General features: G+C 66.7%; 22 protein-coding genes and 1 tRNA gene. 11 read left to right on the top strand and 12 right to left on the bottom strand.

Going from position 1 to position 23,246, the window contains the following annotated elements:
- Positions 1–8: 8 nt before the first annotated feature.
- Entirely contained in the window at positions 9–884 is an 876-nt protein-coding gene (locus NF551_RS01730) for a class II glutamine amidotransferase (protein WP_227896243.1), read from the top strand.
- On the opposite strand, the gene NF551_RS01735 is transcribed toward NF551_RS01730, so the two are convergent.
- Positions 881–2,008 carry a glycoside hydrolase family 76 protein gene (locus tag NF551_RS01735; protein ID WP_227896242.1) on the bottom strand — a complete coding sequence of 376 codons (1,128 nt, stop codon included), beginning with the start codon at positions 2,006–2,008 and terminating at the stop codon, positions 881–883. The two genes, NF551_RS01730 and NF551_RS01735, sit on opposite strands and share 4 nt — an antisense overlap.
- Positions 2,009–2,151: 143 nt before the next feature.
- Here NF551_RS01735 and NF551_RS01740 point away from each other — a divergent pair, with 143 nt between their 5' ends.
- From NF551_RS01740 to NF551_RS01755, 4 genes are all read left to right on the top strand, one after another.
- The gene (locus tag NF551_RS01740; protein WP_227896241.1) at positions 2,152–2,928 is read left to right on the top strand and encodes an SDR family NAD(P)-dependent oxidoreductase; all 777 of its coding nucleotides are present in this window, start codon (positions 2,152–2,154) and stop codon (positions 2,926–2,928) included.
- Between the two features lie 9 nt (positions 2,929–2,937).
- Positions 2,938–4,122, top strand: a complete 1,185-nt coding sequence (locus NF551_RS01745; RefSeq protein ID WP_227896356.1) for an acyl-CoA dehydrogenase family protein — start codon at positions 2,938–2,940, stop codon at positions 4,120–4,122.
- Between the two features lie 92 nt (positions 4,123–4,214).
- A complete protein-coding gene (locus NF551_RS01750; protein ID WP_227896240.1) occupies positions 4,215–4,661 on the top strand; it encodes a hypothetical protein in 447 nt (148 codons plus the stop codon).
- A gap of 50 nt (positions 4,662–4,711) precedes the next feature.
- Positions 4,712–5,017 carry a hypothetical protein gene (locus NF551_RS01755; protein ID WP_227896239.1) on the top strand — a complete coding sequence of 102 codons (306 nt, stop codon included), beginning with the start codon at positions 4,712–4,714 and terminating at the stop codon, positions 5,015–5,017.
- On the opposite strand, the gene NF551_RS01760 is transcribed toward NF551_RS01755, so the two are convergent.
- The 4 genes from NF551_RS01760 to NF551_RS01775 all read right to left on the bottom strand — a co-directional run bounded on the left by NF551_RS01760 (position 4,959) and on the right by NF551_RS01775 (position 12,935).
- Positions 4,959–6,170 carry a TspO-related membrane protein gene (locus NF551_RS01760; protein ID WP_227896238.1) on the bottom strand — a complete coding sequence of 404 codons (1,212 nt, stop codon included), beginning with the start codon at positions 6,168–6,170 and terminating at the stop codon, positions 4,959–4,961. The two genes, NF551_RS01755 and NF551_RS01760, sit on opposite strands and share 59 nt — an antisense overlap.
- A 155-nt stretch (positions 6,171–6,325) precedes the next feature.
- A complete protein-coding gene (locus NF551_RS01765) occupies positions 6,326–7,243 on the bottom strand; it encodes an RluA family pseudouridine synthase (RefSeq protein WP_227896355.1) in 918 nt (305 codons plus the stop codon).
- Entirely contained in the window at positions 7,243–8,088 is an 846-nt protein-coding gene (locus NF551_RS01770; RefSeq protein ID WP_227896237.1) for a DNA-formamidopyrimidine glycosylase family protein, read from the bottom strand. The genes NF551_RS01765 and NF551_RS01770 overlap by 1 nt, the downstream gene beginning before the upstream one ends.
- 26 nt (positions 8,089–8,114) lie before the next feature.
- Positions 8,115–12,935 carry an ATP-dependent helicase gene (locus NF551_RS01775; RefSeq protein ID WP_227896236.1) on the bottom strand — a complete coding sequence of 1,607 codons (4,821 nt, stop codon included), beginning with the start codon at positions 12,933–12,935 and terminating at the stop codon, positions 8,115–8,117.
- Positions 12,936–13,118: 183 nt separating this feature from the next.
- On the opposite strand from NF551_RS01775, the gene NF551_RS01780 reads away from it, so the two are divergent.
- On the top strand, positions 13,119–13,607 hold the full coding sequence (locus NF551_RS01780) for a hypothetical protein (protein WP_227896235.1): 489 nt from the start codon (positions 13,119–13,121) through the stop codon (positions 13,605–13,607).
- A 6-nt stretch (positions 13,608–13,613) separates the two neighbouring features.
- On the opposite strand, the gene NF551_RS01785 is transcribed toward NF551_RS01780, so the two are convergent.
- The 4 genes from NF551_RS01785 to rlmH all read right to left on the bottom strand — a co-directional run bounded on the left by NF551_RS01785 (position 13,614) and on the right by rlmH (position 17,247).
- A complete protein-coding gene (locus NF551_RS01785) occupies positions 13,614–14,324 on the bottom strand; it encodes an alpha/beta fold hydrolase (protein WP_227896234.1) in 711 nt (236 codons plus the stop codon).
- A 62-nt stretch (positions 14,325–14,386) separates the two neighbouring features.
- Positions 14,387–15,889 (bottom strand): sodium/proline symporter PutP, encoded by a 1,503-nt coding sequence (gene putP / locus NF551_RS01790; RefSeq protein ID WP_227896233.1) that lies wholly within the window; start codon positions 15,887–15,889, stop codon positions 14,387–14,389.
- 166 nt (positions 15,890–16,055) lie between these two features.
- The gene (locus NF551_RS01795) at positions 16,056–16,700 is read right to left on the bottom strand and encodes a DUF4232 domain-containing protein (RefSeq protein WP_227896232.1); all 645 of its coding nucleotides are present in this window, start codon (positions 16,698–16,700) and stop codon (positions 16,056–16,058) included.
- A gap of 91 nt (positions 16,701–16,791) precedes the next feature.
- Complete coding sequence (gene rlmH / locus NF551_RS01800) at positions 16,792–17,247, bottom strand: 23S rRNA (pseudouridine(1915)-N(3))-methyltransferase RlmH (RefSeq protein ID WP_227896231.1); 456 nt, start codon at positions 17,245–17,247, stop codon at positions 16,792–16,794.
- A 116-nt stretch (positions 17,248–17,363) separates the two neighbouring features.
- Here rlmH and NF551_RS01805 point away from each other — a divergent pair, with 116 nt between their 5' ends.
- A complete protein-coding gene (locus NF551_RS01805) occupies positions 17,364–18,245 on the top strand; it encodes a patatin-like phospholipase family protein (RefSeq protein ID WP_227896230.1) in 882 nt (293 codons plus the stop codon).
- Positions 18,246–18,337: 92 nt separating this feature from the next.
- On the opposite strand, the gene NF551_RS01810 is transcribed toward NF551_RS01805, so the two are convergent.
- Entirely contained in the window at positions 18,338–18,781 is a 444-nt protein-coding gene (locus tag NF551_RS01810; protein ID WP_229973048.1) for a DUF1905 domain-containing protein, read from the bottom strand.
- Positions 18,782–18,819: 38 nt separating this feature from the next.
- Between NF551_RS01810 and NF551_RS01815 the strand changes: the two genes are divergently transcribed.
- Positions 18,820–19,839: a DUF808 domain-containing protein gene (locus tag NF551_RS01815; RefSeq protein WP_227896229.1), complete on the top strand. Its 1,020-nt coding sequence runs from the start codon at positions 18,820–18,822 to the stop codon at positions 19,837–19,839.
- A gap of 57 nt (positions 19,840–19,896) precedes the next feature.
- Here the strand turns inward: NF551_RS01815 and NF551_RS01820 are convergent, their stop codons facing one another.
- Positions 19,897–20,499, bottom strand: a complete 603-nt coding sequence (locus NF551_RS01820) for a hypothetical protein (RefSeq protein ID WP_227896228.1) — start codon at positions 20,497–20,499, stop codon at positions 19,897–19,899.
- Positions 20,500–20,623: 124 nt separating this feature from the next.
- Here NF551_RS01820 and NF551_RS01825 point away from each other — a divergent pair, with 124 nt between their 5' ends.
- Genes NF551_RS01825 through NF551_RS01835 form a run of 3 tightly spaced genes read left to right on the top strand, consistent with a single transcriptional unit; the run spans position 20,624 to position 23,045 of the window.
- Entirely contained in the window at positions 20,624–21,319 is a 696-nt protein-coding gene (locus NF551_RS01825; protein WP_252604976.1) for a CDP-alcohol phosphatidyltransferase family protein, read from the top strand.
- Positions 21,316–22,056, top strand: coding sequence for a lysophospholipid acyltransferase family protein (locus NF551_RS01830; RefSeq protein WP_227896226.1), 741 nt, complete (start codon positions 21,316–21,318; stop codon positions 22,054–22,056). The genes NF551_RS01825 and NF551_RS01830 overlap by 4 nt, the downstream gene beginning before the upstream one ends.
- On the top strand, positions 22,053–23,045 hold the full coding sequence (locus NF551_RS01835; RefSeq protein ID WP_227896225.1) for a phosphatidate cytidylyltransferase: 993 nt from the start codon (positions 22,053–22,055) through the stop codon (positions 23,043–23,045). Before NF551_RS01830 ends, NF551_RS01835 begins: the two co-directional genes overlap by 4 nt.
- Positions 23,046–23,111: 66 nt before the next feature.
- On the opposite strand, the gene NF551_RS01840 is transcribed toward NF551_RS01835, so the two are convergent.
- A tRNA-Ser gene (locus NF551_RS01840) sits at positions 23,112–23,201 on the bottom strand.
- Positions 23,202–23,246 lie beyond the last annotated feature (45 nt).

Consider the following 23,246-nt stretch of genomic DNA (forward strand, 5'->3'; position numbering starts at 1 on the left):
AGTCCACCATGTGCCGGCTATTTGGAATGCATGCAGGCCTTTCCCCGGTGACGGCAACTTTCTGGCTGCTTACTGCCCCGGACAGCCTGGCTGAGCAGAGCCGCCGGATGGCCGACGGCTTTGGGATCGGGGTGTTCCAAGGGAAAAAGCCCGTGGTGGACAAGGCGCCCATCGCAGCCTACGAGGATGCGGCCTATGCGTCGGCAGCCCGCACGCTTAAAGCCGAAACGTTCGTAGCGCATGTCCGCTACGCCAGCACGGGAGGAGCCGCGCTGGTCAACACGCACCCCTTCCTGCAGGACAACCGGCTGCTGGCGCACAACGGAGTGGTTCAGGACCTCGGCGCACTGGATGACCGGCTCCGCCAGCTTGAGGTGATGGACCTCGTGCAGGGCCAGACTGACAGCGAACGGGTCTTCGCCCTGATCACCGGGATCGCCCGGGAGAACGGCGGAGACATGGGCCAGGCGATTGCCAGGGCCCTGACGTGGATTGCGGAGAACCTGCACTTGTACGCCGTGAACCTGGTCATCACCACGCCGGAGGAACTGTATGCGGTGCGGTATCCGGATACCCACCCCTTGTACGTGCTGCAGGAAAGCGGAGATGGCCCGCACGAGGCCAAGCGTTCGTCACGGATCAGCGTGAAGAGCGACGAGTTGGAGCAGGAAAACAGGCCCTCGGTCATGATCGCGACGGAGCGGATGGATAAGAACCCGAACTGGCGGTTGATGGACTCCGGAGAGGTGCTGAGGGTCGGCCGGAACCTCGCGGTCGAGCGCTCGTTCCCGCTCCCTGATCACCCCCGGCACCTGCTGAAGCTCGCAGACCTGGACCCGGTTGCCGCCGCTTCCCAGCACCCCCGGAAAGCAGGCAGGCCTTAGCTTTCTTCCCGAACTCCCCGGACCGCTTCCACGCGCACCACACGGACGGCGGCCTCCATGACCATCCAGGCCTGCAGCTGCGTGGAAAGTTCGACGGCGCCCCCCGGGGGATAGCTTTCATCAGCGGATTTGCGCGGATCAGGCGAAAAAACGGGCAGCCCGTTGCGGGTGGCACGGCCCTGCCACAGCCGCTCCGCCAACGTGGTGACTAGGCTGCCCGCGAGCTGCCGTGCCGATTCATCCAGCGTCGGCGCCGCCGCTGCCTCTGCGAGATACCGGCAGAGGATTCCCGTGAAGAGTCCGCCGTCCCCGCTGTTGTGGGTGCGCAGTACCGGGCCGCCGCCGTCGTCCTGGGCCAGATGCGCCGCAGTCCCACGGACCAGGTCCGCCGCCCGCTCCAGGTTCGCGGCCCCGCCCAGTTCCAGCAGTGCACCGAGAACGGGACCCTGGTTGTAGGTATACAAGGCAGTTTCGACGCTCACCTGCCCGCCGGAACGCCGGACGCCGTCGAAATAGAGCCCGGTGTCCTGGTCCAGCAGGGTCTTGCCCAGCCAGTCGATGAGGTTCTGGGCGCGTTCCCGGTCTCCGCTGCGCGCAAAGTACAGTGCCGCCGGAGCCGTTGCGGGAGTGTTCTTGAAGTTGCGGCTGCGGTTCCAATAAAGACCGCCGCCGAATTCCGGTGTGTGCGCAGACCGCAGCGCCGAGCCGAGGGTGTCCCGGAGCCGCTGGTGGCGCGGCTTGGGCCCGCGCGGGGGACCGGGCAGGGAATCCAGACGCAGGGCAGCGAGCACCAGCCAGGCCATGTCGTCATAGAAGTGGTTGGTCCAGCGGCCGTAGTTGCGCAGGCGGATGGTGCGGACCAAGGTGTCCGCCAGGTCAATCGGGTCCATATCGGCCAGCCGGGTGCGGTTGCGCAGGCCGGTATCCACCAGGAGATCGGCATAGTGCGCCTGCCACCAGTAATGCCACGGTGATGATCCGCGCGGCAGCGGCTGGGGTGCGCGGACGGCGGCAAGATGCGTGCCGGGAATGCCGAACAGCCTGCCGCCAAACGCAGTGGTCACCATGTGGGCTGCCGTGTCGGCTCTCAGCTCCGCGGACCGGAGCATGTGTGGGGATGGCATGCGAACCACCCTAGACCCGGCGCGGACGCACGGACACCGTGCCGGGACATCCGATCCCCACGCGCCGGGATGCGGTGTGCCCCCGGTCACAGTAGGCTCAGTGGACCGCGTACAGACCCGCCCCCACCATCCCAGGAGGACAAATGCAGTTATCCGGCGCTTCGGCCCTAGTCACAGGAGCAGCTTCGGGGTTGGGGCGGGCCACTGCACGCCGGTTGCTCGACGCCGGTGCCGAGGTGGTCCTGGTGGACCTGCCGCAGTCCGGCGGGCTGGCGTACGCCGGCGAGCTGGGGGACAACGCACATTTCGTGCCCGGTGATGTCACGGACCCGGAGCAGATGCAGGGCGCCGTCGAGGCCGCCATGGCCGCTGCGCCGCTGCGCGTGGCAGTGAACTGCGCCGGCATCGGCACCCCGGGCAAGGTCCTGGGCCGGAACGGGGTGCTGCCCCTGGAGGATTTCACCCGGGTCATCCAGGTCAACCTGGTCGGCACCTTCAATGTCACCCGGCTGGCCGCTGCCGCCATGGCGGAAACAGAACCGGTGACGGACGACGGCGGGACAGCCGAGCGCGGCGTCATCGTCAACACGGCGTCGGTGGCGGCCTTCGACGGGCAGATCGGCCAGCCGGCCTACTCCGCGTCCAAGGGCGGAGTTGCTGCCATGACCCTGCCGCTGGCCCGGGAGCTGGCCCGGCACCTGGTCCGTGTGGTGACAATCGCGCCGGGGATCTTTGAAACACCCATGGTGGCGGGCCTGCCGCAGGACGCGCAGGACTCGCTCGCCGCGCAGATCCCGCATCCCTCGCGCCTGGGGCGGCCGGATGAGTACGCCTCGCTGGTGGAACACATCATCGGCAATTCGATGCTGAACGGGGAAACCATCCGCCTGGACGGGGCCATCCGGATGGGACCGAAGTAGGGCGTGCAGATGCTCCCCGACGCTGACTTTCTCCAGTTCGAACACCTGCTCAGCGACGCGGAAGCCGCCAAACTGGCTGAACTGCGCGCCTTCCTGGCGGCCGAGGTCACCCCTCACGCCACACGGTGGTGGAATGAAGCGCACTTCCCGGTTGAGCTGCTGCCCGGGCTCGCCTCGCTGGGACTTTCCACCCCGGTCCAGCGCGGCTACAGTCCGCTCTTCGCCGGCCTGGTGATTGCCGAGATGACACGCGCCGATACGTCCATCGCCACCTTCTTCATGGTGCACCACGACCTGTTTGTGGAAGGCCTGCACGCCTTCGGATCCGAGGAGCAGCGCTCGCGGCTCCTCGCGGATGCGCAGGCCCTGAAGATCACCGGGGCTTTCGCACTGACGGAACCGGACCACGGCTCCGACGTCGCCGGCGGCATGGCCACCACGGCGGTGCGCGACGGCGGCACCTGGGTCCTGAACGGGACCAAGCGCTGGATCGGCAACGGCACGTTCTGCGACTGGATGCTGCTCTGGGCCAGGGAACCGGCAACCGGGGAGGTGCGGGGGTTCCTGCTGGATGCCTCCCTGCCGGGAATCAAGCGCAGCCGCATCGAGAACAAGACGGCCCTGCGCACCGTGCAGAATGCGGACATCGAGCTCACCGAGGTCCGGGTCGCCGAAGAGGACCGGCTCGCCGGGATCGACAGTTTCGATGACACCAAGCACCTGCTGCGCGGCTCACGGATCATGGTGGGGTGGCAGGCCGTAGGGCAGCAGCTGGCGGCGTTCGACGTCGCCCGTGCCTACGCCGTCGAACGCCTGCAGTTTGGCCGGCCGCTCGCGGGATTCCAGCTGGTGCAGGAACAGCTGGTGCGGATGCTGGGCAACACCGTGGCCTCAACCGGGATGCTGGCCAGGGTCAGCGACCTGGAACAGGGCGGCTACGGCGGACTCTCCGGGAGTGGATACACCCGCGGGGATATGGCGCGCGCGGCACTGGCCAAGTCCTATGCGAGCAGGCTGATGCGGGAAACCGTCTCCCTGGGCCGGGGGCTGCTGGGCGGGAACGGGATCGTCACCGACTACCGGATGGCCAAGATCTTCGCCGACGCCGAGGCCATCTATACCTACGAGGGTTCCTACGAGATCAACACCCTGATCACCGGACGTGAGATCACCGGAGTCTCGGCGCTGCGCTAAGGGCCGCCGGGTGCGGCCAAGTGGTGCACCCGGTCAGTAATCAGTAGGCTTAGTTTTGAGGTGCACGTTCCGATCGAAAGGTGAAGCTGCAGATGACTGAACAGAACCCGGACCACAGCGACAACCCTGCCCTGGCCGATGATCTGGCTGAGGTGGTAACACCTGATGAGCTGAGCGTCGTATCCGGCGAGGAGCTCCTGGACGAAGACGAGCTCATGGACGCGGAGGACCTGACCTATCCAGGTGCTGCCGAAGACAACCCCGATGCCTGGCAGGATGACCCCCTGGTCAACGAGGAACCGCTGGCGGGCCAGCCCGGCGAAATGTCGGACCAGACGCTGCGCGACGAGACGCGCGAAGAGCGCTACGAAGAGGGTGACTCGCAGGTTCCGCCCGAAGAACCGACCATTGGCGAGGCAGCCCGCGACGTTGACTTCGGAGACCCGACCGCAGATCCCCTGGATGACGGCAGCGACGATCCGGCCCATGCCGGCGGCGACCCGCTCTCCTCCTTCAATCCCGATGACGAGGCCCTCTAAGGGCGGGCACGCGGCAAAGCCCTCCCGCCGCACCCGGCTAACGTTGGAGGATGCCTTCCTTCCGTGTCCAGCTGAACATCCTCGGGCTGCGCCCCGGAAATGCTCCGGAGGCGGTGATGGACGCCGCCGTGGAGGCGCTGGAGGCGAGCCACCATGTGGAGGCCAACCAGCTGGACATCGTCTCGGGTGTTCCCCGGATTACCCTCCGGATCATGGTCCCCGCCAACGAGTACGGCGTGGAAAATTCACAGGCCCGCCGCGCGGCAATGAACATGCGCCACGCGGTGGAACAAGTGGCTAAGTGTGAGCAGCTTCGGGTTCTTCGGCGGCAGCGCGGGCGCTGGCTTCCGCTGTGAGCCATTCGCGCTGCGCCCTCCTGCTCGCGTGATCGACCTGATGGCGGCGTGAACCGGCGGACACGAGGATCAGGAACGCGGCTGAAAAGGCTCCGACGGCGGGCCACACGGCGCCCGGCTCCTCCAGCAGCCGGGCCAGGCCCATTCCGGCCAGTCCGAGGACCACGCTCCAGGCGACGGCAAGTTGGCCGCGGTCCGTCATGCAGATGGTGGTCACCCCGATAACCACCGAGACCAGTGCGATCAGTGTCCAGGCCTCTGCGCCCCAGCCTCCGGCGTCGGCCTGCTGCTGCGTCAGCCAGCTTCCCAGGCATGCCAGCAGCGCCAGGATGGAGACCCCCAGGAAGACCGCCAGCGGGCCGTTGGTGAACAGCCGTTCTTGGCGGCTCCCGGCGGGCCGCGAGGCAGTCAGGTGGATGGAAGTGAGTCCGAGGCCGACCTGTGCTCCCGCCAGCCCGAACCCAGCGGCGGGATTTCCGGTGTGGACCGCCCACAGCCACAGGACGGCCAGCACGACGGCGGCTGCCGTCAGCGGTCCTGCCCAGGCGTGGCGGGGGTTTTCGCGCTGGGACGGGAGCCACTGGAAGCAGGCATAGGCAACGCTGCCGGCAAAGACGGGTACCCAGAGGATCCACACCCACGCAAACATCCCCAGAAATGACCCGGAGGGATCGAGGACATCCCCGGCGCCATGGGCCGGCACGGGCAGGCCATTCGCCGAGCGGGTCAGGAACCAGGCGGCCGGCGAGGCGGCGGTGACTGCCGCCGTGACCGTGATCCGCCGGGCCGTGGCTAGAGTTTCAGGACTGCCGGAGAGTGTGCTCGACAGTGCACCGGCGAACACCCGGGGGTTGAACCGGGCACGGGACGGGACCCGCAGATGATGATGATGTCCCTCTCCTAGGGCGGCTGGCGGGTGTGCAAGCAGACGGGTGAACTCGTCGTCAGCGGATGCCGGGATTCTTGCCGGCCGCGGAACCGCACTCCGGCCGGCTGTGCCCGCAGCCGCAGCCGCGGTGTGGATGGTGGGCGGCGCGGCCGGCGGAGGCGCGGGCGCCAGCGGAGGAACAAACGGCTTTTCGGCGCCGGGCCCCAAGGCACTGGCAACGCGGGGCGGCGGGGTTCCGGCGGGGCGTGCTGGACGGGGGAGCATGCCGTGTTCCTTTGAGTCGGTGGACTGTTCCGGGACGCTGCCCCGATGCGAATCCCAACCCTAGCCAGCGGCTGCAGGTTCGCGGAAGGGTTTTTGCGGGTCTATTTGCAGGTCAGGCCTTCCCCCAGGCTTCCCGCGGCGCTATGGTGCAGCGGCTATGGTGCTGCGGCCGCCGGCGGAAAGGCATCGAGCGAGAGGCCGCTGCGGTACTGGACCGTCTGCCGTGTCAGGGGATCCATGAACTCCACGGAGCGGGCCAGGAGCTGCAGTGGGCGGGTGTAGTCATCCGGTGCCTGGTCGAGGAGGACGGGATAGAACGGGTCATTGAGGATGCCGATCCCCAATGAGGCCATGTGCACGCGAAGCTGGTGGGTCTTCCCCGTGTGCGGGAGCAGCCGGTAGCGGCCGAGCCCGTTGGACTCTTCCAGCAGCTCGATCCGCGTTTCGGCGTTGGGTTCGCCTGCCACTTCCTGGGCCAGGAGGTAGGTGCGCGACTTGATCATCCGGCTTCGCACCGTGAGCGGAAGCTCCAGGTCCTCCCGAACCGGAGCGACGGCCTCGTATTCCTTCTCGATGCGCCGTTTCTCGAACATGACCTGGTATTTGCCGCGGGTTTCCGGGTTGGTGGAAAACAGCAGCACTCCGGCCGTCATCCGGTCCAGGCGGTGCATGGGAATCAGGTCTGGAATATCCAGGGCTACCCTCAGCCGGACCAGCGCGGATTCGGCGACGTACATCCCGCCGGGAGTCGTGGGCAGGAAGTGTGGCTTGTCCACGACCAGGAGGTTCTCGTCCTGGTGCAGGATGCTGATTTCTACCGGAAGGCGGTCTTCCTGGGGCAGCTCGCGGTAGTACCAAATGAAGGTGTGTTCGCTCAGCGGTGTCCGGCGGGTCAGAGCAGCTCCGCCCAGGCCCACCACCTCGCCCCGGTCGAAACGGTCGATGATGCCGTCCGGATCAACGTGCCCGAAGCGGTCAAGGACGTAGTCCATGGCGGTCTCCCACGGCCCTTCGCCGGGCAGGCGCAGCCGGGTGGCATTGACGCCGTTTCGTACAGGAAGGGGGGATTGCATCACCCTTCAAGGGTACCGGCGCCGGAGGCCGCCTCCCCGAGATCCGGTGGCGGCTGGCAGCGCGGACAGTAGTACAGGTCCCGCAGCTCGAGTTCGTTGTCGCCGACGAGTTCGTGGACCACCCTGGTTCCGCAGCGCAGGCAGCCGCGCTTTTCACGGTTGTAGACCCAGAGCGGATCCCGGCCGGCAAGTCCTGTGGTGATGCGGCGGGAGCGGGACTTGTTGGCTTCGAGCAGCCGCTTGGAAAGATCCACCAGGCGGGGGAGGTCAGGTACATCCCGCACCGGAGTCAGTGGATGCACCCCCACCAGGAAACACAGCTCACAGCGGTAGACGTTGCCGATCCCGGCGAGGTTCCGCTGGTCGAGCAGCGCCAACCCCACCGGCCGTTCCGGAACGGCCTCCAGCCTCCGGAGGGCTTCCGCGGGATCCCAGTCCGGTCCCAGCAGGTCCGGCCCCAGATACCCGACCGCCTCGTCCTCTCCGCTGCGCGGCAAGACACGCAGGATGCCCAGCTCGAACCCCACCGCCTGCCGCGAAACGGTCTCCAGCACAGCCCGCGCCTTGAACGCCGGACGGCGCCAGCGTTCGCCGCGGTTGTAGATGTGCCAGAGCCCTTCCATCTTTAAGTGCGAATGGACGGTCCAGCCCTCATCATCGCCGGGACCCGGAGCGATCCGGATGAGCAGGTGCTTCCCGCGCGAGGCGACCCCTTCGACAACGCGGCCGCTGAGGTCCGTCGTCGCAAACCGCGGAACCCGGAAGTCGGTCCGGGTCAGCTCGGCTCCTGCCAAGGCGGCCTGCAGGTCACGGGCTGCCCGCCAGACGGTATCCCCCTCAGGCACTGCACACCTCCGGACCGGCATAAAACTCAAACACGGTAGCGCAGTCCCTTCGGCGTCGAATAAAACCCGGCAGCCATCAGCGCCGTGGCCACCGGGGTGTCCAGCACATCTGTGCCGTTGGCCTTCTCCACAGCCATCTTCTCCGCCGCGCCGCGCCGGATGATGCCCACCAGGGCGGCGGCCGCGAGCACCAGGGCCTCGGCGTCGTCCGTGTAGGTGAGCAGGGTCTTGCCGCCTCGCTCCACGTAAAGGACCAGCTCGCCGTCGACCATCACCACCAGGGCACCGGCCTTCCGGCCGGGACGGTGCCCGCCGTCGGAGGAGGGCCATGGCAGGGCAGCGCCGTACGGGTTTGCAGGGTCTGTGGCAGCCAGCGCCACAGCCTGGGGGTCGGGCACCGCCAGCTGGTTCTCCCGCGAGAAGGAGCGGAGCCGGTCAACGGTTGCCGGAACCGCGAACTGCGCCGCACCCAGCTGCTCAATGAAGTAGCCGCGGCGGCAGCGTCCCATTTCCTCGAGCCGGGCCAGCACCTTGTACAGCAGCCCGAACCCGCCGGGAACACCTTCGCTGGCAACAGAACCCCGGGTGAGGATGCCGTACCGGTCCATCAGCAGCTCGGCCGTGGCATGGGCATGGACCGTGGTGTCTGTTTCCACCGCCGGCAGCAGGCTCCAGCGCCCGGCGACCAGCGGCATCGGGCCGCGTGCCGGCAGATTCTGCCCACCGGCAAGCCGCAGCGAAGAGCTGCTCAGGGTTCCCCGCGGTGTGCGGCCCAGCCGTCCCAGCCGGGCGGTGCGCGCCCGGGGCGTCGAAGCCCGCTGCTTGTGGGCTGTTTTTCCGCCCGCGAGCAGGGAGCGCACCGGCGTGAACGTGTCGTTGGTGATCCGGCCCGCCCACACCAGCTCCCAGAGCGCGGTGATGATCTCGGAATCGGGCAGCAGGGAGCTGCCGTCCTGCAGCGGTGTACTGTTCACCGCCTCCGCGATCTGCCGGAAGAAGTAGGCACCGGAACCGGAGAGCAGGTCCAGGAGATGGCGCTGCAGGTCAGAGGGGGCGAACTCGGGATCAGGGTTCAGGGTCAGCGCCGCGTTCTCCGCCAGATGCAGCGAGATCCAGCCGTCATTTCCGGGCAGTGATCCCGTACCGGACCAAATCACCTCGCCGGTCGCGGTAAGTTCATCGAGCATCGACGGTGCATAGTCACGCACACGTGATCCCAGAATCAGCGGCTCCCACGCCGACGCCGGAATCGGCACCCCGGAGAGCTGGTCGATCACCGTTGCGACGCCGTCGAGCCCCTTGAGTGAGGACCCCACGTTCTGCCACACCGGCAGGAAACGCCCGTAGGTGGGCGGGTCCACGGGTTCGACGTCGGAACGCAGGGCTGCCAGGGAGCGACGCCGCAGCCGGCGCAGCACCTCGGCGTCGCACCATTCAGAGCCGGCCGGCGCTCCGGGCATCGTGATCACTGCCGGCGGGAACTGGTCCACACCCGACGCCGCGTCCAGCACCTGCGCTTCCGTGGGGCGGAACTCGCCCTCCGCCACCCGGCCCTCTCCGCCCAGCCGCTGCAGTGTTGCCGTGACGACGGCGACGCCAAGTCCCAGCCGGGCGGCCGCCTCCGCGGCGGTAAAGGGACCGTGGGTGCGTGCGTAGCGCCCGACCAGGTCACCCAGGGGATCAGGTACCGGTTCAACAAAGGCCAGGGGAACCCCCATGGGCAGCGGAACACCCAGGGCATCACGCAGCCGGGCAGCGTCCTCGATCGCGGCATAGCGCTGGGTCCCGGCGATCCCGGCCTGCAGGGCACGGTTGGCGCGGACGAGTTCGCGCAGCAACGACTCGGCGTCGTCCTCCGTCGCGGGCTCGGAACCTTCGCCACCGGCGGGTTCCAGCCGTTCGGCAACTTCCGCGGCCGTGAGCGGTCCCAGCAGGCGCAGCAGGTCAGCGACGCCTTCCAGGCCCCGGGCCCGTCGGTCCGGTGCCAGCCGCTGGAGTTCGGCTTCGGTCTGCGCGATGATCCGTGCGTCCAGGAGCTCGCGCAGTTCGGCCCGGCCGAGGAGCTCATTGAGCAGGGTTGGGTCCAGCGAGAGCGCGGCGGCCCGGCGTTCGGCCAGCGGCGAGTCGCCTTCATAGAGGAAGGCCCCGACGTAGCCGAAGAGCAGCGACCGCGCGAACGGGGACGGCTGCGGCGTGGTGGTTTCCACCAGCCGAATCTCGCGGCGCTCGACGGCGGCCGCGATTTCCTTCAGCGCGGGCAGGTCGTAGACATCCTGCAGGCACTCGCGCACGGTCTCCAGCACGATCGGGAACGTCGGGAACTTGCGGGCGACATCGAGCAGCTGGGCGGAGCGCTGGCGCTGCTGCCAGAGCGGGGTGCGCTTGGCCGGGTTCTGCCGGGGCAGCAGCAGCGCGCGGGCCGCGCACTCGCGGAACCGGGAGGCGAACAGCGCCGATCCGCCGACTTCAGCCGTGACGATTGCCTCGAGTTCGTCCGGTTCGAACAGGAACAGCTCCGCGCCCGGAGGTTCGTCCTCCATGAGCGGTACCCGGAGCACAATGCCGTCGTCGGAGGCCATGGCGGAGCCGTCCAGCCCGTAGCGCTGCTGCAGCCGCGCGCCCACCGCCAGCGCCCACGGAGCGTGGACGGGCATGCCGAACGGGCTGTGCAGGACAACCCGCCAATCGCCCAGTTCGTCGTGGAAACGTTCGATCACCAGCGTCCGGTCGCTGGGCACCACATCAGTGGCCTGCTGCTGCTCGCGGAGGTAGGCAACCAGGTTTCCGGCGGCCCACTCGTCCAGTCCGACGGCGGCCAGCCGCTCCAGCGCGGCGGGCTCTGAAGTACCCGCCATTTCGCGGACGAATTTGCCCAGTGCACGGCCCAGTTCCACCGGCCGGCCCTGGGAATCTCCGCGCCAGAAGGGGAGCTTGCCCGGCTGGCCGAAGGCGGGGGAGACCAGGACCCGGTCATGGGTGATGTCCTCGATCCGCCAGCTGGTGGCTCCGAGTGCGAAAACGTCACCGACCCGGGATTCGTAGACCATCTCCTCGTCGAGTTCACCGACCCGGCGGCTGTTCTTTCCCTCAGAGTCCCCCACCAGGTACACGCCGAAGAGCCCGCGGTCCGGGATCGTCCCGCCGGAGGTGACAGCCAGGCGCTGGGCACCCGGGCGGCCGGTAATGGTGTTTTCCGTCCGGTCCCAGATGATGCGCGGCCGCAGCTCGGCGAATTCGTCCGAGGGGTAGCGGCCGGAGAGCAGGTCCAGGGTCGCATCGAACGCGGAACGCGGCAGGCCGGCGAAGGGTGCGGAACTGCGCACGACGTCGAACCATTCCTCCACATCGATGCTCCCCAGGGCGGTGGCAGCCACCGTCTGCTGCGCCAGGATGTCCAGCGGGTTGGCAGGGATAAAGAGGGGCTCAATCTGCCCGGCAAGCATCCGCTCCACGGTGACTGCCGAATTGAGGAGGTCTCCGCGGTGCTTCGGGAACATCACGCCCTGGGAGATTTCCCCCACCTGGTGGCCGGCGCGTCCCACGCGCTGCAGCCCGCTGGCCACAGACGGCGGGGACTCAACCTGGACCACCAGGTCCACCGCACCCATGTCTATGCCCAGTTCCAGGGAACTCGTGGCCACCACGCACCGCAGGCGGCCGGATTTCAGGTCGTCCTCGATCATGGCCCGCTGGTCCTTGGAAACGGACCCGTGGTGGGCGCGGGCCAAAACCGGTGTGTCGTCGTCGACAGCTGTGTCCTCCTGGCGCGAGCGGACGGAGACACCTGCCTGGGCCATCAGCTGCGCCGGCGGACGGGCGGGTACTGCAGGAACAGGCATGCCGTCGGTTCCGGTCGCGGCCTGTGCTGCTTCCAGGCGGTAGGCATGGATCTCGTTCAGCCGGGCGGTGAGCCTTTCGGCCAGGCGCCGCGAATTGGCGAAGACAATGGTGGAGCGGTTCGCCTCAATGAGGTCGGCGATCTTCTCCTCCACATGCGGCCAAATGCTGGCCTGAGGGGCGAATCCACCTTCAACGGTGTCTTGGGCCGGAGCGCCGCCGAGGTCCGTCATGTCCTCCACCGGGACGGTCACGGTGAGGTTCCAGTTCTTCCGCGATTCCGGCGCGACGATCTTCACCGGAGCGTTGCCGCCCAGGAAGCGGGCCACCGTTTCCTGCGGTTCGACCGTCGCGGACAGGCCAATGCGCTGCACCGGTTTGTCCAGCATGGCGTCCAGCCGGGCCAGGGATACGGCCAGGTGCGCGCCGCGTTTGGTGCCGGCCACGGCATGGACTTCATCCACGATGACGGTATCGACTTCGGAGAGAGTCTCCCGGGCCTGCGAGGTGAGCATCAGGAAAAGGGATTCGGGGGTGGTGATCAGGATGTCCGGCGGGCGCGTGAGGAGGGCCCGGCGCTCATTCTGCGGGGTGTCTCCGGAGCGGACCCCTACCGTGATGGACGGTGCCGGCAGTCCCAGCCGTTTGGCAGTCTGGGTGATGCCGATCAGGGGTGCCCGGAGGTTGCGCTCCACGTCCACGCCGAGCGCCTTCAGCGGCGAGATGTAGAGGACCTTAGTCTTGCGTTTGGGGGCGCGTGACCGGCCGGTTCCGGACGTTTCCGGCACGTCCGGCCGGGCAGCGGCGTCGGCGATGAACCGGTCCAGGGACCAGAGGAACGCGGCCAGGGTCTTGCCGGAGCCGGTGGGTGCGATCACCAGCGCGTTGGAACCGCCCGAAATCGCATCCCAGGCGCCAACCTGGGCAGCAGTCGGCTCAGGGAATGCCCCCGTGAACCAGTCCCGGGTGGCGGGAGTGAACTTCTGGAGCACTCTGCCTGCCGACGTCATGCACCCATTGTTCACCACCACACTGACAGGCGGGGCTCACCTCCGGCCCGTTCGGCTCCCGGCTAAATGCGCGAGGAAAACCGGCGGAACTGCTGCCATACACGCCCGGATCCTGATTTCCGCGTTTCTTAGGACGGCCTGCAGGATGATGGTTGCAGCAACAAGCACGCGTACAGGGGGATTATGGACAGCGGCACCCTTCGTTCCTTGGAGGTCACCGGTCCCGCCGTCGCACGGATGGCCCGGGCACGGCGACGGAGGATGACGGCCCAGGTGCTCATGCTCGCCAGTTGGGTGCCGCTGCTCCCGGCCATTCTGCTGGTGCTCCTGAGCGGGCTGCTTCCACCGCTGATCGGAGAAGCAGCGGGATACCTGCTCGTGGTCTGCTTCCTGCTCGGATTCGCGCTCTGGATTCCGGAATCCTTCTTCCGCAGGCGCGAGGAGGCGGCACGGCACAAAGCGTTTCCGGAGGTGGAATCAGCGCTGGCAGGGCTCCGCGCCGGCTGGCAGTTGGAGTGGTACGTTCCCTACGGTCTGGGATGGGACCGGCTGGTCACCCGCGGGAGCTGGAAACAGCGGTTCGAATGGCGGGTGGTTTACCAGGGAGGCACCATGCTGCTCACGGAAATCCCGGCAGCAGAACACCAGGAGGACGACGAGGGCAAAGACTGATGGCGGCTAAGCCGGACCGCTGGCGTCCACGGCGACCAGGATGAGCTGCGCCAGCTCCGCCGGGCGGGTGAACTGCGGCCAGTGCCCGGTGGGCAGGTCAACGAAGTCAACGTCGCTGATCCGGGCAAGTTCACTCACGTACGGATGCCCGTCCTCGATCAACTGTTGAAGGACCGACGCCGGAAACTCGCAGGCAATCACGGTAGCCGGAACATCCCAGCGCCGTTCATTGGAGAGTTGCTGGCGGTCGCGGGTGACAGCAGCCGGCTCGGGCCGCGATATGGCCCGAAACTGCTCCTTCAACGGCTCTGTCAGCCCGATGAGGTCCGCATCGTCGAAGGCATCCCAGTCCGGCAGCGGTACCTCTCCACCGGTAACAGGCAGCCCGTCATTGATCGCCGCGCCCTCGCCGAGCGGACCGGCATCCACATAGATGGTGCGCAGCACGCGGTCCGGCCGGGCATCGACTGCGCCGTAGGCGATACCGCCACCGCCGGAATGGCCAACCAGCACCACCGGGCGGTCCAGGCCGTCAATGGCCTGCACCACGGCGTCGATGTGGTCCTGCAGGCCGATGCCGCTGCGGTCTGCCTCGACGGACTCCAATCCGGGCAGGGTCAGCGGATGCACGGTATGCCCGGCCGCTTTTAGGGCGGGAGTGACCCCCGACCAGGATGATGCGTCCAGCCAGAAACCCGGAACCAGGATGATGTCCATGGGACGGACCTTAGGGGATGGCCCGCGGACAGGCCAGCCCCTGGCACCGGAAGACGGAGCAGTTAGCGTGCAGGAACCGTTTCCGGATCTTCGGCACCGCGCCGGGCGAGGTCCCGCGCCTCATCGAAGTTCTTGTCCATTCCGGCCGGAGCCCGGGTGAACAGGCTGACGACGACGGCAAGCAGCAGGTTCACGGCGAAGCCCGGGATGATCTCGTACAGGGTGGAGGAGAGTTCCGAGGTGCCCCAGGCGAAGGCCGTCACGGCACCTGCCGCCATGCCGGTGAGGGCACCGGCTGCGGTGAGCCGGCGCCAGAAGAGGCACAGCAGGATGGTGGGCCCGAAGGCCGCACCGAAGCCCGCCCACGCAAAGCCGACCAGGTCCAGGATCGAGTTGCTGCGGTCCAGTGCCAGCAGGATCGACACCACGGAAACGACCAGCACCGCACCGCGGCCGAGCATTACCAGCAGCCTCTGGGAGGCGTCCTTCTTGACCACAATCTTGTACAGGTCTTCCACCAGGGCGGAGGACGTGACGATCAGCTGGCTGGAAATGGTGCTCATGATGGCGGCCAGGACGGCGGCCAGCACAAACCCGGCCACCAGCGGATGGAACAGGGTCTGTGCCAAGCTCAGGAACACAGCCTCGGGATCATCCAGCGTCAGGTTGTTCTGCTGGAACCAGGCCGCACCGACCAGGGCGGTGAACACGGCTCCGGTGACGCTCAGCAGCATCCACCCGACGCCGATCCGGCGGCCCGCTACGGCGTCGGCAGGGGAGCGCAGGGCCATAAAGCGGACAATGATGTGGGGCTGGCCGAAGTAGCCCAGGCCCCAGGCGAGGGCAGAGATGACGGCCAGCGCCGTCGTGCCGGCCACCGGGTTGAGCATGGCGGGGTCGATTTCGCGCAGCGATTCGGCCATGCCGGACGGCCCGCCCACCAGGAAGATGCCCACCAACGGGACGGCGATGAGGGCGATCACCATCATCAGGCCCTGCACCACGTCGGTGTAGCTCGCGCCCAGGAACCCGCCGAAGAGGGTGTAGGCGATGGTCACTCCGCCCACGATCAGCATGCCGGTGGTGTAGCTGGAACCAAAGGAACTCTCGAAGAAGACACCGCCGGCCACCATGCCGGAAGAGACGTAGAAGGTGAAGAAGACCAGAATGATGATGCCCGAGACGACGCGCAGCACGCGCGTGCGGTCCTGCAGCCGGTTCTCCAAGAAGCTCGGCACCGTAATCGAGTTGTTGGCCACCAGTGTGTAGGAGCGCAGCCGCGGGGCGACGAACTTCCAGTTCAGCCAGGCGCCGATGGTGAGCCCGACGGCGATCCAGGCTTCGGTGAGTCCGGAGAGGTAGATGGCACCCGGCAGGCCCATCAGCAGCCAGCCGGACATGTCTGAGGCTCCCGCGCTGAGTGCTGCAACACCTGGCTTCAGCCCCCGCCCGGCCAGCATGTAGTCATCCAGGTTTGAGGTGCGGCGGTAGGCCCACCACCCGATGGCCAGCATGGCGGCCATATAAATGAGCAGGGCAATCAGCTTGTACGTTTCGTCAGTCATGCAGCCGTTCCGGTCAGTTCCGTATCGCGTCGGTAAGGGTCAGGACGGCCCGCGCACACCGAACAAGAACGGTGGTGCGGGCCACAAGTGCCCATAAGTATGCCAAGCGCGGAACACGACGGCCAATTTGCCATCTGCTGGAATTGGGTGACGAAGGCGCCCTGTGCTAGCGCGGACCGGTGAGCGGACCGACCTCCAAAAGCTCGACTTCTTCGTTGCTGCAGCCGTATCCGGCACGGGCGATGTTGAGGTGGGCAGTGTCTTCCGGGGGGAAAATGCGGAGCCCGGAAACCGACACCGATGAGCACTCCTCGCCGTAATTCTCCGGGCGGGTTTCGCGGAGTGTTGCAACAGCGGACTGCCCCGGAGCCAGGGTCACTGCCACGGCGTCGGTCCCGCCGGAACGGGTAGCCGGTGCACCGACCTGCGTCCCTGATATCCCGAGGTAGGAGACACCCGGGAACCCGAAGGTGGAGCACGGCTCGGAGGAGGTGTTCGTCAGCACCAGGTCGCGGTAGACGCTGCCGGCGGCACCTCCGCCCGGGGTGTCTTCGACCGCTGCGGAGAGTTTGTCTGCCGTGCAGGGTGCTGCGCCCTCAACGGAAGGCGCAGACGTTTCGGGTGCCGCGGTGGCGTTGCGGGAGCCGCTCGGGGAGCCGCTCGGTGAGGCGCCCGCCGTCGTGCCGGCCGACGGAGTGGGGGACGCTGACTCATCCGCATTGTCGCTGCCTCCGCACCCTGCCAGAACCAGGGCGGCGACAAGCAGGCCTGAGGAAAGGAGGAGCGGGGTTCGGGCGGCCGTGGTTCTCATGAGTTCACCCTGAACCTGTCGATTGACATGGTCAAACCGCACCGCGGGTCCGTCCCGAACCACACCAAATTGTTACGGAAGGGGCGAATGGTTATTCGTGGTGATACGGGCGCCCGGCGGCGATCTCCTGTGCACGGTAGACCTGCTCCGCGAGGATCAGGCGGACCAGCTGATGCGGAAAGACCAGGGGCGAGAGGGACCAGACGAAGTCCGCGCGGTCGTGGACGCTTTGGTCCACGCCGTAGGCACCGCCGATGATCAGCGTGACATTGCGTGAATTGTCCAGCGGCTTCTGCAGCGTCTTCGCGAGCTGCGGCGAGGTGATGGCTTTGCCGCGCTCATCGAGGAGGATCACGTAGTCGCTGCCGAGCTTGGCCAGCAGCCGCTCCGACTCCTCTTTGCGGGCGGCGTCGTTTTCCCGCGCGGAATGCGGGATGGAAATCCAGGACAGGTCGAAGGGTTTTTTCAGCCGCTTCTCGTAGCGGCGGATCCCGTCAACCACCCAGTCCTCGTGCTTGCGGCCGACCATCAGAACGCGTAATGCCATGCCTCTATTGAATACCGGCAGCGGACGGCGCAGAAACACGCGGCGCGGCTGCCCCTCGGTGGTCGGCGGGTCTAGACTCCCGGGCAGTGGGCCGTAAACGAACGGAGTGCGCAGCTATGAGCCAAACACGGGCGGTTGTCCTTGGCGGCGGGGGAGTAGCGGGGATCGCATGGGAGATGGGCGTGCTGGCGGCGCTGCTGGAGGAAGGCATCGACCTGAACGCCGCGGATCTGGTGGTGGGTACTTCTGCCGGGTCGATGGTGGGGGCGGCGCTGCGCGCCGGACTGCTGCCGCAGGTCCTGGCAGCACAGCTCGACGACGCCGGGGCGGCGCTGGCTGGGCCGGGAATCGATGCGCCGTACCAGGATCCGAGCGGGTTCAGCAGCGAGGCCTTTATCGAGCTGACGGCAACGGCGGGACGCGGCGACGGCGATGAGAAGGCGGCCCGGGCGAGGGTAGGCCAGCTGGCGCGCACCACTCCAGCGGTGATGACCGAGGGGGAGTGGGTGTCCAGCATCCGTTCCCTGCTGCCGCAGCAGCAGTGGCCGGACAAACCGTTTGGGATTGCGGTGGTGGATGCGGAGGACGGCTCGTTCACGGTGCTGGATGCCATGTCCGACGTCGAGCTGGCCCGCGCGATTGCCGCCAGCTGCGCCGTGCCCACCGTCTGGCCGCCGGTCACCATCCTCGGCCGGCAGTACATGGACGGCGGGATGCGCTCGGCCACCAATGCCGACGTGGCCGAGGGATACGGGAAGGTGCTGGTGCTGGCCTCCGGACCGGAGGCTCCCGTGAGCCCGTTCGGCCCCAGCCTGCCGCAGGCACTGGCGAAACTCCAGCAGCACAGCAGCACCTTCGTGGTGGAGGCGGACGAGGCAGCCCTGCGTGAATTTGGGGTGAATCCGCTGCTGCGCTCCACCCGGATTCCGGCGTCGGCTGCCGGACGGCGCCAGGGCGCGGAAGCGGCGGCGGCGATTCGGGATTTCTGGACCGCCTGAGTTTCGAGTCGGGGCATTCCATGACCACGAGGACTCCGCCGAGTGCCGCCTGGTAGGCGTAGCGTGTGCCGTTTCGCGCGCGACGCCGTCGGCTAGGGGAATGGATGACCAATACCGTTGGCCGCACGCCCACCACGTGGAGCCACGCTCAGCTCAACCGCCACCGTATCGCCGTCGGCTATCCGTTCCTTGGACCGGACGTCCTTCCTTAGGGGCAGGGCATAACCTCCGCTGCGAGGCAGCAGGGAGGTCTCCCAACCGGAATCCCCGATCCGGACACAGACAGGGATTGCTCCCCACCCGTACGTGGCTTCGGAGGCGCAGCCGCGAACGTAGTCAGCTGCGTCCTCGGACAGAAGCACCCAATAGAACGGCGGCGGTCCGCGCCACTCGAACACCTCCGCGCTGAATGATGTGTCCACGCCATGAAAGGTAGCTTCCCGGGCCCGGGGCGGCAACGGAAATGGCCACGGCAGAGGGCGCTGCGGAACTATAATCCCGGTATGGCAATTCCGCGCCTGAAGGGCGCCACCCATGAACAGCTGTCCGTCTCCAACCCGCACGGCGGCAGACTGTGAGCGGCGGACTCGTTGCACTGCTGGACGACGTCGCCGCCCTGGCCCGCATAGCGGCCGCCTCAGTGGACGACATCGCCGCCGGAGCCGCCAAAGCGGGTGCCAAGGCCGCCGGCGTCGTAATTGATGACGCCGCAGTCACGCCGCAGTACGTCTCCGGTGCCGACCCGTCCCGCGAACTGCCGATGATCAAGAAGATCTTCTGGGGTTCGCTGCGCAACAAGCTGCTGATCATCCTGCCTGCGCTGCTGCTGGTCAGCGCCTTCATTCCGGGCGTCATCCCGTTCATCCTGATGCTCGGCGGTACCTACCTCTGTTATGAGGGTGCGGAGAAGGTGTGGCACAAGTTCTTCGGCCACCATGAGGCCACAGAGGCTCCAGCAGTCGAACGTGGTCCGGGAGCAGAGTCCAAGGTCATCAAGGGTGCCATCACCACAGACTTCATCCTGTCCTGCGAGATCATGGTCATCTCCATGAACGAGGTGGCTGACGCGTCGATCTGGGTCCGCGCAATGATCCTGGTTGTCGTCGCGATCGCAATCACGGTGCTCGTCTACGGCGCAGTTGCCTTGATCGTCAAAATGGACGATATCGGCCTGCACCTGGCAGCCAAGGACTCGGCAGCCGGCAAGCGCGTTGGCGGGCTGCTGGTCAAGGGAATGCCCTCCGTGCTGGCGGCGATCACGCTGGTGGGAACGATTGCCATGCTCTGGGTGGGCGGTCACATCATGCTGGTTGGCGCGTACGACCTCGGCTGGCACGCACCGTACGACCTCGTCCATCTCCTGGAGCATCCCGTGGCCGGGATTGCGGTTGTGGGAGGCTTCCTGGGCTGGCTCGTGAACACGCTCTGCTCCGCGGTCTTCGGACTCGCCTGGGGCCTGGTGGTCATGGCCGCACTAGTCCCGCTGAAGAAAGTCCTGCCGTTCGGCAAGAAGAAGGACGGGCAGGAATCCGGTGACACCCGCGCTGCTGTTGCCGGGCACCCGTCGGAGAAACCGGACACTGACGCGGGCTAGAAAATGTTAAAAGCGAAAGGCCCCGGTTCCCTTTACAAGGGAACCGGGGCCTTTCCGTTAAGAGTCCCGTGAACGGCGGGACTTCAGCGGAATGAATACAGCGTAGAACGCGCCCCAGCACAGCCAGAAAACAGTCGAGATGCGCCGTTCAGAGAGTCCAGGAAACCTGCGGCGACCCACAGCGGCAATCCCGGATACTGCCGCCGTTACCGCGAGGAACCGGATCATTCGGCCGGGCACGCTCCAGGCAAGGAATGCCACGAGCGGGGTCCGCTGCAGTCCGGCTGCCCGCGCGTAGAGCTTGTACGGGACTCCGCGGGTGGGTCCCCGCAGCAGGGAAGCGGGGCCGGACACGGCGATCTCCTGCTCCACCTCGCCGATCATGGCATCCGTTACCGCCGGAATTTTCGTTAGCGCCTTACGCGAGGTGTCTGCGGCTACCTTCTGGCCCCACCAATATGTCACTGCCCCTCCGGCCATTGCGCCGCCGAGGGCTGAGACCGTGGTGCCGATCGCGCGTTTCGGCCGGCGCAGCCCCACCCAGGATGTCCACACATCGGGCACCACAAAGAAAAACGTCGCTTCTGCGAAGCCCCAGGCGCCGGCGATTCCGTGGTCCCGCAGGGCGTTTCTGAACGCTGATTTGCGCCGAGCTCTCATGCTCACACTGTAATGAATGGTGAAAGGGAACTACGGGATTGATCGCGGGTTGCTGCCGGTTCCGCCGGCCAGCTCGTAATAGCGTATGGGCTACGGCAAAAGGCAAAATGAACGGACACTCCACATGAGCCACGGAACAGATAGGCGGGAAATACCGCAGCGCAGCAGCCGGTGGGCGGCAAAATCAGCAGATATTCTTGCGGCGGCGAAACTCACCCCCAATCAAATCTCAGTCGGTTCAGTGGTATTCGCCGCAGCGGGCGCCGCGGCGCTTATCTGTTCGGCATATACCGACGACGCAGTAATTCGTGCTGTTCTTCTTGCCGCGGCTGCTGCCTGTATACCGCTGCGTTTGTTGTTGAACATGCTCGACGGAATGCTGGCCGTAGAAAAGGGCATGAGCTCACCGGTGGGCGATATCTACAATGAACTGCCTGACCGGATCTCCGATGTGCTGTTCCTGGGGGCAGCAGGCATCGCGACCGCCGGGCTGGTGACCGCCGGCCGAGTGGATTTCGGGGTGACGCTGGGATTCCTTGCGGCGATACTCGCCGTGCTCACTGCCTACATCCGCTGCCTCGGGGCAGCCCTCGGCACGGGAAACTTCTTCGACGGGCCCTTGGCCAAACCCCACCGCATGTGGTTGCTGATGATCGGCGTCCTGGCGGGCATCGCCGAAACCTGGCTTCCCTGGCCGGAAGGGTGGGCGCTGTTCGGCACACTGGCCCTCATCGCATTGGGTTCCCTGCTCACGTGTATGCGCCGGTTGCGCCGTGTCAGCGCTGCGCTGCGTGCCCGCAGCAGGGACTTGCCATCATGAACGTCGGCAGGGCCTCCCGGCGCGGTCTCGCGAAACTTATCAGCGCCTTCGCGGGTGCGCGCGTGGTGACTGCAGCCGGAGAATCTGGGCTGGATCTGCCCGAGCAAGCCATCTACTACGCGAACCATTCGAGCCATCTGGACTTCCTCACCATCTGGGCCGCACTGCCGGCAGCGCTTCAGCAACGTGCCCGGCCGGTGGCTGCCAAGGACTACTGGGGCTCCGGGGTGCGCAAGGCTTTTGCGGAACGGATCTTCAACGCCTATTTGGTTGACCGCCACGGCTCCAGCAGCCGCCGGCAGCGCACGTCGGACTCGGGGGTCAGCCCCAAGGGCCAGGTGGAGGGCATGGCGGAGGTGCTGGCAGCCGGTGACTCGCTGATTATCTTCCCTGAAGGCACCCGCGGCGAAGGCGACACAATCGCCGCGTTTCACGGCGGACTGTACAAACTGGCCCGTCTCCACCCTCAGGTCCCCGTGGTCCCCGTGACGCTCGCCAACCTCGGCCGGATCCTCCCCAAAGGTGAGATGATCCCAGTGCCTCACCTCTCCACCGTCATCTTCTGCGAGCCACTTCACCTGGAGCCCGATGAGGACAGACAGACGTTCCTGGCCCGCGCCCGCCAGGTTCTCGTGGAGGGCCTGGCGAAGCATCAAGGCCCACAACCTGCAGATGCCCCCGGAGAGGACGACGGCCCCTCGGCCGCTCCTCGTCAGGCCAGGCAGGACAAGCCGTGAGCGATTGGGAACTGGGTTTGCTGGACTCGTCTTCGCTCAAACTCCTCGGCGGCGTCGTCCTTGTTCTGGTTTTGGCTTCCGGGACCGCGTGGCTGCTGGGGCGCCGATTCGGCAACACGAGCACCATCGTGAACTTGAAGCAGCGCATCAACGCCTGGTGGTTGATGGTCGCACTGTTAGGTGCTGTTTTGGCAGCCGGCGAGACGGTGACGATTGTGCTGTTTCTGGTGCTGTCCCTTCTGGCGCTGCGCGAGTTCATCACCATCTCACCGACCGGCCGCGGAGATCACAAAGCGCTCGTGTGGCTGGTGTTCATCATCCCCGCGGTGCACTACTGGTTCCTGTGGGAACACTGGTACGGCATGTTCAGTGTGTTCATCCCGGTGTACGCCTTCCTCTTCCTGCCGGCGCGCAATGCACTCGCCGGGCAGACCACCGGGTTCCTGCAGCGGACCGCGGTCATTCAGTGGGCGCTGATGGTATGCGTTTACGCCATCAGCTACGCCCCGGCGCTCCTGCAGCTTCCGGTAGCCATGGAGGCAGGGCGGGATGCGGCCGAAGGCTCGGCGCCCGGAACCGGCGGGGCTACCGGCGCGCATCTGCTGCTGTTCCTGCTGATCGTGGTGCAGGGCTCCGATGTGCTGCAGTACGTGTGGGGCAAGACGCTCGGGAAGCATCCGATCGCGCCGAGCGTGAGTCCCAACAAGACCTGGGAAGGATTCATCGGGGGAGTGCTTTCGGCCACCGCCCTGGGGGCTGCCCTCTGGTGGATCACACCGTTCACCCCGCTGATGGCCGCGCTCCTGGCGTTCATCTCCTGTGTGATGGGTTTCGCCGGGGGCCTGGTGATGTCTGCCATTAAGCGCGACCGCGGCATCAAGGACTTCGGCTCCACCATTCCCGGTCACGGCGGCATCATGGACCGTCTGGACTCGCTCTGCTTTGCGGCACCGGTCTTCTTTCACGCCGTGCGCTTCTTCTACACCTGACGGCGGGCACGGCAAAGCAAAGGCCCCGGTTCCCTGGATTTACAAGGGAACCGGGGCCTTCTCAGTTGGCGGTGACGGTGGGATTTGAACCCACGTTGGCTTTTACACCAAACAACATTTCGAGTGTTGCACCTTCGGCCGCTCGGACACGTCACCAACGCGTCAACCTTACCGGGTCCGGGGCCTCAAGCCCAAAACGTC

The organism is Arthrobacter caoxuetaonis, from assembly GCF_023921125.1.
Taxonomy (GTDB): Bacteria; Actinomycetota; Actinomycetes; order Actinomycetales; family Micrococcaceae; genus Arthrobacter_B; species Arthrobacter_B caoxuetaonis.